The sequence below is a fragment of the Erysipelotrichaceae bacterium 66202529 genome, assembly GCA_017161075.1.
GTDB lineage: Bacteria > Bacillota_I > Bacilli_A > Erysipelotrichales > Erysipelotrichaceae > Clostridium_AQ.
The window spans coordinates 3,558,447-3,574,103 of record CP046174.1 but is presented as its reverse complement, the minus strand read 5'-3'; the positions used below and the strand labels follow the sequence as shown (position 1 = coordinate 3,574,103).

Genomic DNA, 15,657 nt, shown 5'->3' with positions numbered 1-15,657 from the left:
ATTTATTTATACACATAAGCAGGCAGCGTACGGGAATGCAAAAGAAAACAAAACAGCACTCCTATGGAAAGTATGCACTGTTTCGTGTTCTTTAAACATTAAGATAGGGAGTGCTGCCGGGATTTCCTCTTTTCCGGTCGCAGGGCAGGAATCAAGGGCAGCAAGAGAATCAGAATCTGGCGAAGCAGAATGGCCGACATAATGAGAATGACGCTCAGAATACCAAGGCGGTAAGAAAGCACCGTTAAGTGCAGCAGATTGTGGAAAAGTACGATTGCCAATACAAAGCCGGCTGTCATACACAGGCAGACCAATGCTCTTAGCCGGTTCCATGGCCGTAGGGAACGATAAACGGAAAGCATGGATATAACGGAAACACATAAATACATCATCGTAACTGCTTCTTCATAACGGATAGAAAATCCTTCCCTCATATACTCAATCGACAAAAAGCTGAACACAATGGCTATCGCATTTGGAAGCGCATTGCGCAAAACCGTGGTAAGAAAATCTCCGGAAACCTTCTTATGATCCGGCTCCAGCATGGTAAGAAAGGAAGGAAAGGCCTCGATGGCAAGGTCGATCAGTGTGATTTGAACGGGGATAAACGGAAACGGAAGATTCATACCGATACAGATTATGGAGAGCAATACCGAATAGATTGTTTTAATGAAAAATACACCGGCTACACGGGTCGCATTATTCACAACACGGCGTCCCTCCTGTACAAGCAGCGGCAGTGTGGAAAAATCGGAATCCAGCAGTACGATTTGGGACATCTGCTTGACCGCATCGCTTCCCTGCGCAATAGCGATACTGCAATCTGCCTCCTTTAATGCCAGCATATCATTCACACCATCACCGCTCATAGCGACGGAATGCCCATGCTTCTGCATTGACTGAACAAGCAGCTTTTTCTGTATCGGTGTTACTCTGCCAAAGACGGAATACTGCCCTGCGAGCTGTTCGATTGTCTTTACATCATTACCGACACTGCTCATATCAACACAGGCATTCCAGCTATGCAACCCCGCCTTTCTGGCAATGGCAGAAACAGCAGTAATATGATCGCCGGAAATTACTTTGATTTCCACACCCTCCTCTTTGAAAAACTGCAGTGTTTTTTCAACATTTGGACGTACGGTATCCGACAATACAACAGCACATAAGGGAACAACCGCAGGCAGAGGCTGATCTTCCACAAGCTCGTTTTTACACCTTCCAATCAAAAGGATACGTTTTCCTTCCTCCATTGCTTCTGTGAAGCTGGGATCAAGTGTGGGAAGCAGCTTATCCGGAGCTCCCATAATCAATGTACCGTATTCGGCAAACGTGACACTGCTCCATTTCCGCACAGAAGAAAACGGAATACGGGATACCGGGGTGTAAACCGCTTTGGTACCGAACGATTCGCAAAGTGCCTGATACGTTGCATTATTGTCATCACTGTGATACAGAAAGGACTGTATATACTCCATATCCTTCTGTGTATACCCGTGAAGTGTCCACATGGCTTCCACCTTTAAATCTCCGGTAGTAATCGTACCTGTTTTATCCAGACAGAGAATATCCACATTTGCCAGTGTTTCCAGAGAGTACAAATCCTGTACGAGAACCCTGTGCTTAGCCATACGTCCGACACCGGCCGCAAGGGATACACTGATGAGAAGAACCAGACCTTTGGGAAGCATTCCCAGAAGTCCGGCAGAGCTGGTAATGACGCTTTCCTGAAGGGAATCTCCCCGGATTCCCCAGGCCTCTAAGAATAACAGAAGGCCGAGGGGAATGATTGCAATTCCGGTTAAACGGGTAACCTGCTTCATCGCCCTTAACAAACGGGAATTGACAGAACGCACCTCCTTTACCTCACTGGCAATTCGGTTGGCATAATTATCCTCACCGACATGAAGCACCCTTGCATAGCATTTCCCGGAAATAAGTGAGCTTCCCGACAGAAGCTGATCTCCTGCACGCTTATGAACCGGATCAGACTCTCCGCTTAATAATGCCTCATTGATTTCAGCCTCTCCTTGTACCAGCAAGGCATCACATATGATTTGTTCACCGCTGGACAGTACCATAATATCATCCAGTACAAGCTCCTGAGCGTCGATCTGCAACAGCCTGCCATCGCGCATGACGGATACCTTCTGGCTCATAAGCAGGGACAGCTGATCCACCAGCTTTTTCGCATGCAGCTCCTGCAGGATGCCGATGCTGATATTGCAGAAAATAACCGCCAGAAACATCAGATTGAACCATGCGTTGACAAGAATCAGTGCCAGCGCAATCAATATATTAAGCAGATTGAACAGGGTGCATATATTTTCCTTGAAAATCTGACGCCGTGTTTTCGTAATCGAGCGTGACGCGCTGTTTTTTTGATGCTTCAGAATACGTTCCTCTACCTGTTTCTGCTGTAAGCCTGTTATTGTATAGTTTGTAAATTCCATTTCATCACCTGAGCTTTCTTTATGCTCTATTATGGACAATAATCGTAAAGAAACCTTTCGCATCTTCTTAATAAACTATAAACTTTTTATAATGTAATGGATATCATACATAAATTCTTAAAAAATGCTGAAAAAAAAGTGCATGGATGCACAGGCAGCGGGAATTCTGTTATAATGAAATGTGTATATGAGGTGAGTGAAATGAATAATGATAAGAAAGCAAGGCGGCGGCATCAGCGCATCTGTGAGGTACTTCAGGAACAGGAGCACATGCAGGTTTCTGAACTATGCGAGCTGTTTCATGTCTCACCGGCAACCATCCGTAATGATCTTACCCTGCTTGAAAAAAAGCAGCTTTTAAAACGTATTCCCGGTGGTGCGGTTTCTACAGGACGTATGCCGCAGAATACAATTTTCACGACTAGAGAGTCCCTGCATATGGACTTAAAGGAGCATATGGCTGACTATGCTGTAAAGCATTTGATCAAAGAGGGGATGAGCGTTGCCCTTGATGCCGGTACAACCTGTTATGCGATTGCCAAAAAGCTGGCGGAATCAACACGCAGCTGTTCGGTTATCACATACTCACTCCCGGTTGCCAATGCGCTTGTCCACAGTGAGCATGTAGAGGTTTTCCTAATGGCAGGAAGGCTTGACAAGCAGCATGAATCCTTTCATGATGATGTAGCGCTTGCGGCGATGAAGCACATGAACAGTGACTTGTTTTTCCTGTCTCCCAACGGTGTTGATCCAACAGCAGGTATTACCAGCTCGGCAACGGATGAGAATATTATGAAGCTGCTGCTGCATGAGTGTGCAGAGGCTACGATTGTCTGTGCGGATCACAGTAAATTCTCAAAAAAGGCATTCAAAACGATATGTCAATTATCACAAATACAGGGAATATTAAGCGATGCTGCTTTGCATGAGGATATACAGAGGCTATATCAGCAGCTGGGTGTACAGCTATATCTGGCAGAATAATAAAAATAAAAGCATACAGGATACTGTGAGGATGCGGGGAATCCATCACGTACAGTGATCTGTATGCTTTTTATATAAGTATGAAATAAATGCTTCTAACTCTGCGTACTTCTGCTAAAATTCGTAATCAACCGTTGCACTGCCGCTGCGTACAGCATGGATATACGGCTTTACTTTTTCCACATGATAGGCGTTTTTCTGGTAGTCCTCCAGCGCCTGTCTGTCATCTACGATTAGCTCCAAGACAACATCGTAGGAGCGTTCGGAATGCAAATAGTCGATTCCGACCTGCAGATCACGAATGAAATCAATTTGCTCCTTCATGGATAAAAATAATGCTTTTACCTTTTCACATTCCTCGCGGGAAGGATTCTTCATTTTCACAAATAACACATGCTTAACCATAGCTTTTATAACCTCCTAGGATTTGAATTGAACCTCAATGCTGTAATGCTCCTTAATTTCCGGTATCATATTGAAAAACTTGCGGATTGCGGATTGTGATTTCGTTGCCGCTTCACTAAGCAGTCCGTTTTCAACTGCTTCATCCGCAACCTTATCCTTTTGTTGCGTGGCAAACGCTGTGTAGTCCTCAATGCTGATGGGATTAAAAATATTTTTTGTTTCATCGTATACCTCAATGCTTTTCTCATCAATGACATTGCTTAGAATCTCAACCTCTGGCAGGAATACGGTGATGGTGTTCCCCTTGACCTCTACCTCTGCCTGGTCCATATGAACCCCGGCTTTCAGCTGCCCTGCATAAGTAAGCAGAAAGCTCTTTTTTGTTAAGGGAATATTCCATCCGTTCAATGTCAGAGAATTTTCAAATTTACCAACCTTTGTATAATTATATTCCATAACAGCCAGATCGCTTACCTCCTGCAGCTGCTGTGTCAGGGCTGTTGATGTAATTTTCGGTTCACTCTGCTTTCCTCCGAAAATGGTTCCTGCAAAGAATATAGCCGCAGCCAGTATGCATATGGCGATAACTCCGCCAATGGCCTTCTTAGTTTTCCCCAGGGTATCCAGTATTTTCATTCGCTACCTCCCGTTACAGGTAAAATTATACCATATTTGCAGGACTTAGCCTATATGAGATATTCTTACATTTTTCTTTCTGTTTGCTGTATTACAAGCAAGCAGATCATATCGCCAACTGTTTTGTGCTGTTGAAAATGTGCAGCTTGAAAAAATATCTGCGGATATGCTGTCGCGAATGAAGTATAAGGAAGCAAAGAGGAGTACTACCTCAGTCATGAGGTACAGGCAGTGCAGCTTTGTTGGCTGCATCAGCTTCAGAAAAGGAATGATGGAAGGGGTGTTCAACTAAGGCAGCTGTTACAGTCCTTGTGATTTCTATTTCTTTATTATGTAAGGGACTGTAAAGTAGAGCGGCAGCTTTTCCTATTATATGAGCCTGTATGTTATGGTGCAGCTGTGAAATAGAATCCTGCTTCTGCTTTCTTTTATGTTTTTTCGATTCATGCTTTCTTTTCCAGACAGTTCGTGATACCATATGGATACACTTGGAGGGATGGTATGCTTTTTTCTATTAAGTACGTACATAGACTGAAGTGGAACGGATTTTATCAGTCACTGATGTGGAGCTGCTTTGGTATCATGTTCATGATTTTATATCCGGTAAGTCCGGAGTTGATGACGTTTATCGGAGGAATCATGCTGTTGTTTCAGGGAGTACCGCAGCTGATCCTGTTTCTCGAGGAGGATGAACGGTTTCTGATATCACTGCTGTCCCTGATTGAGTGCCTGCTGGTCAGCTTTCTTGGTGTGTGGATGCTGACAAATCCGGAGGAGGTTTATGATACTCTGCCTGCCGTACTGGCTTTTGTTACGTTTATCCATGCCTTCAGTAATATGATTGTAACGGGAAGGATTCGCCATTTACGATATGCAAGGTGGTGGATTGCGGCGATCGTTACTGCTGCGAAAATGATTGCAACGGCTGGTCTGGCCCTGCAGTTTCATCTGCATAGTGAATTTATGGTAATTGGAACCGGTATTTGTATGCTTCTGGATGCAGTGAGTGATATCTGGATTTGGAGAACGCTGGAAACGTTGATTATAGAGGATATGGGAATCTGATGTGCAGACTGTGTACATCTTTTCTTTATGACAAATGGATATTGCTTGAGCTTCGAATATGGTGTTGATTTATCACATAGCGTAAATAAATTTCCGTTATATTCATAAGACGTCTTCTGTAAAAAAACGTCTGGAACGGCTGCTGCAGAATATGAGGAGCCCCCCTTTTAAAAGCTGCTATCGTTGCTTGGCATTATGGACAGGGAACAGAAAAGGATCTGTACGGTAGCATATGGAATTGCTATCCTGCTGTATATTTGACGATTTTCTGTTAGAAACGCAATTATTGGAAAAAATAAAAATAAATATCAAGTTAAGCGCGATTTGTTACAAAATCTATTTTTTTATGTAAAATATAAGCATGTGATGATCTATCCCCAAGATGATCACATTACTGGAAAGGATGAGGTGATTAGCCTCATGCGAAAAGGGCGGATATATAATGTATCCGTCCTTTTTCAATAGATTCAGCGCTCCAGCTTTACAATGACCAGTGTCAGCTGACCGTCTGTATTGGCAACATTGGAATTGTAATTGACCGTAAACGGGGTTGCCTGTGTCACCTCAATAAGGAAGTGACTGCTTCCCTCCGCAGTATTTTGCGGGGAACCCGTTCGTGAATAAATACCAAATTCAATGTGTGGAGCACCATTGTAGGCCGGGGTGATCTGCATATAGCCGGCAGTTGTCAATATCGTGCTAACCTCCAGAGAAATCTGATAGAAGCCAGGCTGTAATAGCAATCTGGTCGTAGAAGTAGATGTGATATTCTGTGTTGTATCTGCAATGCTTGGATGCAGCGCCATTGGCTGATTGTCCACAAAGGAGTCCGCAAAATCCGCAAAGCTGGCGAAGGATTGTGTACCAAGGCCGCGAGGCCCTGTGGCTCCTGTTGCCCCTGTTGCGCCGGTGACTCCCTGCAGACCTCTTTCCCCCTGCGGCCCGGTTGCCCCTGTTGGCCCGCTCGGTCCGGTTGCCCCATCAGCTCCGGTATTTCCGGTCGCACCGCGAGGCCCTGTCGCCCCTGTCGCGCCGGTGACTCCGGTAGCTCCGGTTGCGCCGGTCGGCCCGTCTCTGCCATCCATTCCTGTTGGGCCAATATTCCCCGTCGGGCCTGTAACGCTGCATTTTCGAGAACATTTATCATCAAATTGTTTCGGATCTGTAACGTTTTGCCTGTAACACAGCATCTATGAGAAGCATTAGCGCACTATCTGCTTATGAGACAATTTCGCCTTTTTTTCTTACCATACCAATATATTTCGAAATATCGCTCTTGAAGTATACTTCGATATTTCTATCTTTATCCACCTCTATTTTGTCAACTAATTGAAACATCAGTTCGTGTGTAGGTTTTTCAAATATTACGAATTGCTTTAAAAGTATTCTGATTTCATTGATTTCCTTTTGCTTGTCTACAGCAGGAAATGCTTTAATTTTTGCTTTCACTGCCTCTTCCTTTTTCTCCAATGCATCTAAAATATCATCATACCTCTTTGACATCATAACATATTGCCTGGCAGATATAATTTCATTCAAGCGGTCATCGTATAGATTGGCGATGATTTTTTGGTTTTTCTCCTTTTCTGATTCAAGTTTATGAAGCTCCTGCTGATTTTGAATCAATTCCTTTTGTTGGATCATTACTGCTTTTGAAATCAGTGCTTCATCATCGTATTCAGAAAGAAACGCTTCCCCTGCTTCCTTTAGAACATGTAATAAAGCATCTTCTAAAACCTGATAATCAATACGATGTGTACAACACATACCGTATTTACTATATTTGGAATAGAAATTGCATTCAGCACTATAGGATGTAAAGCTTTTATTCTTCCTTGCAAATATGCTCATATTATGTCCACAATCCTTGCACCTTAATAATCCCTGAAGCAAATGCTTTTTCTCATTCTTTGCGGCATATCGCTTCCTATTGCTTAATTCCTTTTGTACCTTATCGAATAATTCCTGCGAAACAATAGGTTCATGTGTATTTTCCACTACAATCCACTGAGCTTGCGGCAATTCTAATAATTTCTTTGAATTATAACTCATTTTCTTCCATCTGCCCTGCACCATATGACCCAAATACATTTTATCAGTGGCAATGCTCTTTACTGTTTGTGGGCGCCATATACCATTTCCCTCATTTAATTCCTTTTGAATATTTGATCTATGCTCTTTTTTATAGATCGATGGAATCGGAATGCCTTGTTTTGTCAGGCGGTGTGCTATCGTACTTATTCCCACACCACTGGCTATCCATTCAAATATTTGAATAACGATGTGATCTGCTTTTGGATCACGAATGAGCTGCTTTGGATTTTCAGGATTTTTCATATATCCGAATTTCGCATAAGAACCAATATAATCGCCCTTTTTCCGTTTCGCATCGAATGTTGATCTTATTTTTTTTGATGTATCTCTGAGATACAAATCATTAACACTTAACCGAATACCCAGCATAGCATCACCAACCTCTGAATCATAGCCATCATTGATTGCGATAAACCGGATATTCTTAGATAAGAAGTATTCTTCTATATAAGCGCCCGTTTCGTAAAGCTCTCTGCCTAAGCGAGATAAGTCTTTCACAATAACGCAATTTATGCGTCCATCTTCGATTGCTTCTTTTAATTGCTCGAAGCCGGGACGATTGAAGTTAGATCCTGTAAATCCATCATCACAATAATGCTCGATAATTGTAAGATTATTAAATTTAGCAAAGGAATCAATAATCATTTTTTGACTTGCTATGGACGAGCTTTCGTCCTTTCTATCATCCTCACGGGATAAACGTTCATATCCGGCAGCCTTGTAATTGGAAAGAAATCCATTCATAATGTGACTCACCCTTCTCTTTATTAAATAATAAGCACAATTTCCGTGCTTCTTTAACATGCATTTGTACTTTAGAAAACCATGCAATTTTTATATTCGCATTTTTTATATAGCAGTCCCTTATAAAACCCGGTGGACGCGATGATGTTTCGTTATCACTGTTCTGTTCCCCCTTCTATTTCCAATCTATTCATCAGTCTATAAAAAAAGACCCTATCATCCTATAAGGTCTTAGTATTGTTACAAAGCTATCGTGTTGTATCCATGAGCCAGTCCAAGGCATTCAAACGACGAATTCCATCATAATCTGCTTCAGGATCTTCGTCTAAGGTGAGCAGCAGCTTTGGATAATGATCCTTTATTTTTTGTAAGGATGCAAGCTCTCTTGTTAATGTTTTTTCATCTCTTACAGTAGCTGCAACCTGTACATAAAGAATAGATTTTTGCTCCATAGCGACAAAATCAATTTCTAAATCATCAATTTTCCCAACGTATACATCATATCCTCTACGTATCAATTCCAGATAAATCACATTTTCAAGTACATGACCTACATCTGCAGCACGCGTCCCGAGCAGCATATTTCGCATTCCAATGTCCGCTACATAATATTTATCCAAAGTCTTCAGATATTGCTTTCCTTTGATATTATAACGCTTTGCCTGATAGATAATAAAGCTTTCCACAAGCCCATGTACATAGCGTTCTACTGTTTTTACATCAATTTTTCTGCCATTCGAGGTCATCGTATCTGCTATTTTTTTGGTAGACATCTGACTGCCAATGTTATCAAATACAAATCTTGCGATACTCTCCAGCATCATGGAATCTACTATTTTTTTTCTCTTTGATATATCCTTTACAACGATTGTATTATAGATACTGTCCAGATAATCCCTGATTTCTTTTGGTTGTCCTCTTAACTCTAATACATATGGAAAAGAACTGGTTTCAAGATATTCACGATATGCCAGTGCAAGATTAGCTTCATTTTTCGTTGCCTTAACGTACTCATAAAAGGATAGAGGCAGCATTGCTATTTCTACATAGCGTCCAGAAAGCAAAGTTGCAAGCTCGCTGGAAAGCATATAGGCATTTGATCCTGTTAGATAAAGATCTGTATCCTTTTTAATATATAAACTGTCCACAACCCTGGGGAAAGATTCACACTGCTGAATTTCATCGATAAAGATATAGGTTTGTTTTCCATCGACAAGCCGTTCCTTGATATATGCGTGTAACTTCATGGGATCACGTAGCTCATAATAATCATAATCTTCTAAGTTGATCGCGATAATCTGTTCCTGTAAAACCCCATGGCTAAGCAAATATTCCTGATACATCTCCATCATCGTGGATTTGCCGCATCTTCTTATTCCAGTAATAACCTTCATAATTTTTTTATCCTTAAAGGCGATTAACTTATCAAGATACTGTGTTCGTTCTATTTTTTCCATATTAAAATTCTCCTGTACTTTTATATTAACCTTATCCCATAATTATCATAGTGTCAATAGTTTTTGGACTCTATGTCACAAAACTATTATTTTGCAAGACTTTTTGGAATTATCTTACTAATATTTTCGTTATAGTGACTGGAAAAAGGTTTAATCAAAGCACAACATCCTATGCTATTCGTCCCTTTCCATATTTATGCCATCGTAAAGTTTCTATTCAGGTATATATTGCTGACGTTACTGCAGCTACTTACTAAGTCATACACAGATACAACACTAATACTTATTCATTTCTTAAGCTTTTGATCAATAATAAGAAATGATATTCCAATATCTTACCAAAATCCTCCTTTGCATCCTCAAAATGAAGCTTAATTGTATACTGCTTGCTTTTTCTATTTGCCATGATATCCCTCCAATCCCACCTTATTCATATATTTGAATAAATAGAACGTTTTTTGTGTTACATATAAGAATGTGTGACTTTGATACTGCTTTTTAGATTTCGGTTTACTTCCGTCATTTTTCCATACTTCGAAATTGTATGTAGGTTAGAATCTGATTGTTTTCCCATAAAATCGCATCGGAACTGTAAGGTTACACCTGTAACCCCTGGTGCTCCAGTAGCACCTGTCGGCCCGATTGGCCCCTGTGGGCCATTGCTTCCAGCAGGGCCAGTTGCCCCAGTCGGCCCAGTAGCCCCATCAGCGCCTGTCGCCCCGGTAGCGCCGGTTATGCCGGATGCGCCGGTAGCCCCTGTTGCTCCGGTAACACCGCGAGGCCCAGTCGGCCCAGTCGCTCCATCGGCTCCCGTATTTCCTGTCGCGCCCGTTGGCCCGATTGGCCCGGTTTCTCCAACGCCTGGCCCCGTAGGCCCCATTGGTCCAGTTGGTCCGGCAGGCCCCCGAAAGCCTCTTGGCCCTCTTGGTCCCGGCGGACAGCATCCGTTCGGGTAGGGTTCACAGCAGCATGCTTCCACTCCAGTGTCATCTTGCCGCATCGATGCATCCTCTGCAGCAAAGTCGTCTGTATAATCGTCATAATAATCATCCTGATATGTCATCATTTCACCTCATCCTGTCGGGAATTCAGATAAATCCTTATCCGCTTTATCCTATGTGTTGCAGGATGTTATGCTCATGGCAAATGCCTATCATTCGATTATGGACTAGTGGCGCATCGGTTGAAATATCAAACATGAAATTGTCATATGGATACCTCCTAAAGCTTTCTGTACCTTTGCTTTTACTATAACACCGAAAGCTGACTCCGGGTCAATGATAAGTTTAAGAAAAAGATAACAGGATACTTACCTGGCTTTGGTTATAGGCGTAGAGTCTTTGTGTCTGTAAAGGAACTGCAGCAAAAATTCTGGAACGGTTATTTCACACCATATATTTTCCTGTTCCTTATCATGTCATATGCAGCTTCCATCCTTCCGTATTCATATACAAAAAAATGCAGACTTACCAATAGGAAATCACTTCATATGTGAATCGTTATGAATCAAAATAAATTGAAATGAAATAAAATGATTGACAACCTCTGGAAATGCTTTTATAATAAAATTGAAGTAAGGACATAGAAAAGGAGAACATGGAATGAAAACTACTGATCCTAAGAAAAGAGCATTGCTGGACAGTCTGAAAGACGGACTGATCGTATCCTGTCAGGTACAGAAAGATGACCCAATCTATACCGATGACATCGTTGTAAAAATGGCGGAGGCTGCTAAATGGGCAGGTGCGGTGGGAATCCGTGCAAACTCTCCGGAACAAATCAAAGCAATTAAGGATAAGGTGGATCTGCCAATGATCGGGCTATGGAAAATCTGGCACGATGATACGGATGTCTTCATTACACCGACCATGGAAGCCGCAAGAGCAGTATGGGAGGCAGGAGCTGAAATCATCGCCTTGGATTGCACAGCACAGATTACGCATGAAAAGACACAGGCATGGGATCTGATTAAAACCGTAAAAAAGGAAATTCCGGAGGCAATCATCTTCGCAGACGTATCCAATATGGAGGAGGCTGCTCGCGCTGTGGAAAACGGTGCTGACATTGTTGCACCAACACTGTATGGCTATACAAAGGAAACAGAGCATATCGAGGGAGCCGATTACCGTATGTTTGCGGAAATGTGCAGAACCTTTAAGGATGATGCCTTTGTTATGATGGAAGGACACATCTATACACCGGAGGATGCGATGAAGTGCATTTATCTGGGAGCACACTCCGTCGTTGTCGGCAGTGCTATCACACGTCCGCATCTGACCGCAAAACGCTTTGTCGACCTGCTTGGCGGTTATCAGGATAACTGGAGAGAAGCAGAAAAGGCAAAGCACTAGCATCGTAATTGGAAAGGAAGGCACAGGAGCATGAAAAAGAAAATCAGTATTGACGGGGCGCAGAATGTTGAGGTATCCAAGCCGATTCCCTGCGAAAAATCACCACAGGAACAGCTTGCCATCATGGAGGCTTATACACAGGCTCATAAGGACAGTGCAGGCATGGATAAGGCAGAGCGTGAAATCCGCTGTCTGCGTACCATCTTCCCTGCATTGTTTCGAAGCATTGAAAGCGATGATCTTCTTGCGGGACGTCTGGATTTTCTCCCCATCGGCTTTGGCAGTGTTACCAGCATTGGCGGCGTTGGACATTACTGCGTTTTTCATAAGCTGCGCGCCTTTAAGGAACAGCTGGACACAGAGCAGGAGCGTGCAAGAGTGGATGCGCTGTATGCATATTGGGAAAATCATGATACCAAGGCGATATATTGTGCGGATGTATTGAATGAGGATACAACCGGACGCTTTATCGACTGCTCGTATCCGTTCATGGCAACTGCGCGCCTGTCCGGTATGATGCTGAATTACAAAAAGCTGATGGAGTATGGGCTGGAGGGATTGAAGGAGCTTATCCGTTCACAAAAATCCAATGCGTTTTTACACAGCTGTCTGGATAGTTTACAGCTGCTGCAGGAGGTTATTGACCGCCAGATTGCGCTGGTGCGGGAAGCGAAGCAGTCTGCTAGCCTTCAGCGGCTTCGTGATCTGGAGCTGATGGAAAGGGATTTAGCTGTCATTCGTACACAGAAGCCTTCCACCTTTCATCAGGCACTGCAGCTGTTCTGGATTTACGCCCTGGTCGCTGGAGTTATCAATTACGGCCGCATGGATGATGTACTCGGCCCGTATCTGCAGCGTGACCTGGACGATGGCATACTGGATGAAGAGGAAGCCTACCGTTATCTGAAATCCCTGTGGAAAATGATAGAAAACCGTCGTACCACCGTAAACGGCCGCATCATTGTCGGTGGAGAGGGAAGAGAGCATCCAAAGGAAGCGGATACCTTTGCCCGCATCTGTCTGCGTGTCTGCCGGGATACCCGTTATGTGGAACCGCAGTTTACCTTACGTATCTGCAAGGACACACCGGACGATATACTGGACATGGCATATGACTGCATCGGCTCCGGTGCTACGTATCCCACCTTATACAATGATGATGTCAACGTGGATGCCGTCATGTATGCGATGCGTGTGGATCGTGCAACAGCACAGCAGTATGTTCCCTTTGGATGCGGGGAATTTGTCATTCAGGGAAAAAGCGTCGGGACACCGAACACTTTATTAAACCTTTTAAAAATTCTCAACATCACATTGAATGCAGGAATCGATCCGATGGATGGAAAGGCCAAAAACGGGCCAGTAGCCATTCCGGACTGCTCCGCCTTTACAACCTTTGACGAGCTTTATACAAAATATAAGGAGCTGCTTGCTTATTATTTTGACCTCAGCGTGGAAGCACAGAAGCACTCCTATGAGGTTATGAATCAGGAGGTTTCCTTCCTGTTTACCTCCATTCTGATGGATGACTGCATCACTCGCGGAAAGGCATTGCTGGATGGCGGTGTGGAAATACTGGGCGGTACCAATGAAACCTATGGAAATATCAATACGAGTGATGCGCTGTATGCAATTCGCAAGCTGGTCTATGAGGATCAGGTATACACGCTACCGCAGCTGCATGAGGCACAGCTTGCCAATTTTGAAGGCTATGAGCGTATCCGCAAGGATTTGCTTACTGTGGATAAATACGGAAATGATAAAACGGAATGTGATGAACTGGCAAACGATCTGTTTGAATATGTCGCAAAGGGCATCCGGCAGCGTGGAATTGATGCCGGTCTGGGATATTATCTGATCGTGATTTCCAACAATCAGACAAATACGGACTGGGGGCATCAGACCTTTGCCAGTCTGGATGGACGAAAAACAGGAGTATTTATGAATCCTGCCAATAATCCGCAGGGCGGTGCTGCGAAAAGCGGACCGACTGCCTGCCTGAATTCTCTAAGCCGTTTCCAGGCGAAGTATCATGGAGGCAGTGTACAGAATATTAAATTTACGCCGCGTATGTTCAATGAGGATCGTACAAAGATCAGAAGTATGTTTGATACGTATTTCAAAAAGGGAGGCTGTCAGCTGATGGTGACGGTTGTGGATCACGGAATACTGGAGGACGCCCAGAAGCATCCGGAAAACTACCCGGATTTGATAGTCCGTGTTGCAGGCTACAGCGCAGTCTTTGTGAATCTGACAAAGGATATACAGGATGAGCTGTTAAGCAGGATGCTGTATGATTAACGTAACCAATATAGAACGGTTTGCGACACATGACGGCCCGGGTATCCGTACAACAGTCTTTTTAAAGGGATGTCCGCTGTATTGTCCGTGGTGTGCAAACCCGGAAACACAGAAAGCAGAAAGTACAATGTTTCATTATAAGGAACGCTGTGTAAGCTGCCGCCAGTGTGAGCAGGTATGTCCAATGCAGGCCATCACCTTTGAACAGGGTCGCTTCACGTATCATGAGGAACGCTGTCAGGGCTGCCGTCAGTGTGAGCGTACATGTCTGCAGGATGCCATACAATTTCAGGGAACCGATATGAGTCTGGATACGATTATGGAGGAGATTCGCAAGGATAAGGACTATTATGATAATTCCGGTGGGGGTGTGACCTTCAGCGGAGGGGAGCCGTTTGTACAGCATACAGCGCTATGGGAGCTGTTGCAGGCCTGTAAAAAGGAGGGCTATCATACCGCAGTGGAAACAACCGGAAATTACGCTAGGGATTTGCTGGTATCCATGATGCCGCTGATTGATCTGTTTCTGTTTGACTTCAAGCACTTGGATGATGCTGTCCTGCATACGGTAACCGGAGGAAACGGCGCCCTCATTAAGGGGAATCTACAATATTTATTAAAGGTTGATCCGAAGAAGGTCATTGTACGCATTCCTGTAATACCCGGCTTCAATTATGAAAGGTGCTTACTGGAGAATATGCTGACATATCTGAAATCCATCGGCGTGTGGCAGGTTAATCTTCTTCCCTATCATACACTGGGAAAAACGAAGTATGAGCATATGGGAAAACCGTATACGTTATCCAAAACAATGCTGCAGAAGGAAGATCTTGCGTATTATCAGGGCTTTGCCAACAAGCTGGGATTGCAGGCAAACATCGGCGGATAGAAAAGGAAATCCAGGAAGATACACTGTTTTCCAGGCAGGCTGTCGGATCTACGTCCGACAGTCTTTCTGCGTTTCTGTTTATGATTATACAGAGCATACTATTGTAATGTCGTTTACCATCCAATCAGGCGATGGTTAAAGGAACGCAGAAGTATCGTATTTTGCGATATCTGCATTTATACATCATAAGAAATGCTTTGCATATCTGACTGGAAAAGAAAACAAAATCACTGTTTCAATCAATCCAGACTTTTGGTATACTGAATACGTAAAAACGA

10 protein-coding genes and 2 pseudogenes are annotated in these 15,657 nt (G+C 43.4%); 5 read left to right on the top strand and 7 right to left on the bottom strand.

Annotated elements, in window-relative coordinates; all coding sequences use genetic code 11:
• Nucleotides 1-98: 98 nt before the first annotated feature.
• Nucleotides 99-2,453 (bottom strand): HAD-IC family P-type ATPase, encoded by a 2,355-nt coding sequence (locus tag GKZ87_16850; protein QSI27035.1) that lies wholly within the window; start codon nt 2,451-2,453, stop codon nt 99-101.
• A gap of 201 nt (nt 2,454-2,654) precedes the next feature.
• Here GKZ87_16850 and GKZ87_16845 point away from each other — a divergent pair, with 201 nt between their 5' ends.
• A complete protein-coding gene (locus GKZ87_16845) occupies nt 2,655-3,437 on the top strand; it encodes a DeoR family transcriptional regulator (GenBank protein QSI27034.1) in 783 nt (260 codons plus the stop codon).
• Nucleotides 3,438-3,551: 114 nt separating this feature from the next.
• Here GKZ87_16845 and GKZ87_16840 read toward each other — a convergent pair whose 3' ends face one another.
• Entirely contained in the window at nt 3,552-3,842 is a 291-nt protein-coding gene (locus GKZ87_16840) for a Dabb family protein (protein ID QSI27033.1), read from the bottom strand.
• A 15-nt stretch (nt 3,843-3,857) separates the two neighbouring features.
• Complete coding sequence (locus tag GKZ87_16835; GenBank protein ID QSI27032.1) at nt 3,858-4,478, bottom strand: DUF4230 domain-containing protein; 621 nt, start codon at nt 4,476-4,478, stop codon at nt 3,858-3,860.
• A gap of 501 nt (nt 4,479-4,979) precedes the next feature.
• Here GKZ87_16835 and GKZ87_16830 point away from each other — a divergent pair.
• Nucleotides 4,980-5,543: a hypothetical protein gene (locus GKZ87_16830; GenBank protein QSI27031.1), complete on the top strand. Its 564-nt coding sequence runs from the start codon at nt 4,980-4,982 to the stop codon at nt 5,541-5,543.
• A gap of 467 nt (nt 5,544-6,010) precedes the next feature.
• Here the strand turns inward: GKZ87_16830 and GKZ87_16825 are convergent.
• The 4 genes and pseudogenes from GKZ87_16825 to GKZ87_16810 form a co-directional block, all read right to left on the bottom strand.
• Nucleotides 6,011-6,664 (bottom strand): annotated as a pseudogene (locus GKZ87_16825) (collagen-like protein).
• Between the two features lie 97 nt (nt 6,665-6,761).
• On the bottom strand, nt 6,762-8,441 hold the full coding sequence (locus tag GKZ87_16820) for a hypothetical protein (GenBank protein ID QSI27030.1): 1,680 nt from the start codon (nt 8,439-8,441) through the stop codon (nt 6,762-6,764).
• A gap of 188 nt (nt 8,442-8,629) precedes the next feature.
• Nucleotides 8,630-9,838: an AAA family ATPase gene (locus GKZ87_16815; GenBank protein QSI27029.1), complete on the bottom strand. Its 1,209-nt coding sequence runs from the start codon at nt 9,836-9,838 to the stop codon at nt 8,630-8,632.
• A gap of 601 nt (nt 9,839-10,439) precedes the next feature.
• A pseudogene (locus GKZ87_16810) lies at nt 10,440-10,901 on the bottom strand (collagen-like protein).
• Nucleotides 10,902-11,439: 538 nt separating this feature from the next.
• Between GKZ87_16810 and GKZ87_16805 the strand changes: the two are divergent.
• From GKZ87_16805 to GKZ87_16795, 3 genes are read left to right on the top strand one after another with little or no spacing between them, the layout of a single operon-like run.
• Entirely contained in the window at nt 11,440-12,189 is a 750-nt protein-coding gene (locus GKZ87_16805) for a putative N-acetylmannosamine-6-phosphate 2-epimerase (GenBank protein ID QSI27028.1), read from the top strand.
• 30 nt (nt 12,190-12,219) lie between these two features.
• On the top strand, nt 12,220-14,490 hold the full coding sequence (locus GKZ87_16800; protein ID QSI27027.1) for a pyruvate formate-lyase: 2,271 nt from the start codon (nt 12,220-12,222) through the stop codon (nt 14,488-14,490).
• Nucleotides 14,483-15,379, top strand: a complete 897-nt coding sequence (locus GKZ87_16795) for a glycyl-radical enzyme activating protein (protein ID QSI27026.1) — start codon at nt 14,483-14,485, stop codon at nt 15,377-15,379. Before GKZ87_16800 ends, GKZ87_16795 begins: the two co-directional genes overlap by 8 nt.
• Nucleotides 15,380-15,657 lie beyond the last annotated feature (278 nt).

Coding starts and splice junctions, on each gene's coding strand:
- GKZ87_16850 (QSI27035.1), bottom strand. CDS start 2,453: ATGGAATTTACAAACTATACAATAACAGGCTTACAGCAGAAACAGGTA.
- GKZ87_16815 (QSI27029.1), bottom strand. CDS start 9,838: ATGGAAAAAATAGAACGAACACAGTATCTTGATAAGTTAATCGCCTTT.
- GKZ87_16805 (QSI27028.1), top strand. CDS start 11,440: ATGAAAACTACTGATCCTAAGAAAAGAGCATTGCTGGACAGTCTGAAA.
- GKZ87_16835 (QSI27032.1), bottom strand. CDS start 4,478: ATGAAAATACTGGATACCCTGGGGAAAACTAAGAAGGCCATTGGCGGA.
- GKZ87_16845 (QSI27034.1), top strand. CDS start 2,655: ATGAATAATGATAAGAAAGCAAGGCGGCGGCATCAGCGCATCTGTGAG.
- GKZ87_16840 (QSI27033.1), bottom strand. CDS start 3,842: ATGGTTAAGCATGTGTTATTTGTGAAAATGAAGAATCCTTCCCGCGAG.
- GKZ87_16830 (QSI27031.1), top strand. CDS start 4,980: ATGCTTTTTTCTATTAAGTACGTACATAGACTGAAGTGGAACGGATTT.
- GKZ87_16820 (QSI27030.1), bottom strand. CDS start 8,441: ATGTTAAAGAAGCACGGAAATTGTGCTTATTATTTAATAAAGAGAAGG.
- GKZ87_16800 (QSI27027.1), top strand. CDS start 12,220: ATGAAAAAGAAAATCAGTATTGACGGGGCGCAGAATGTTGAGGTATCC.
- GKZ87_16795 (QSI27026.1), top strand. CDS start 14,483: ATGATTAACGTAACCAATATAGAACGGTTTGCGACACATGACGGCCCG.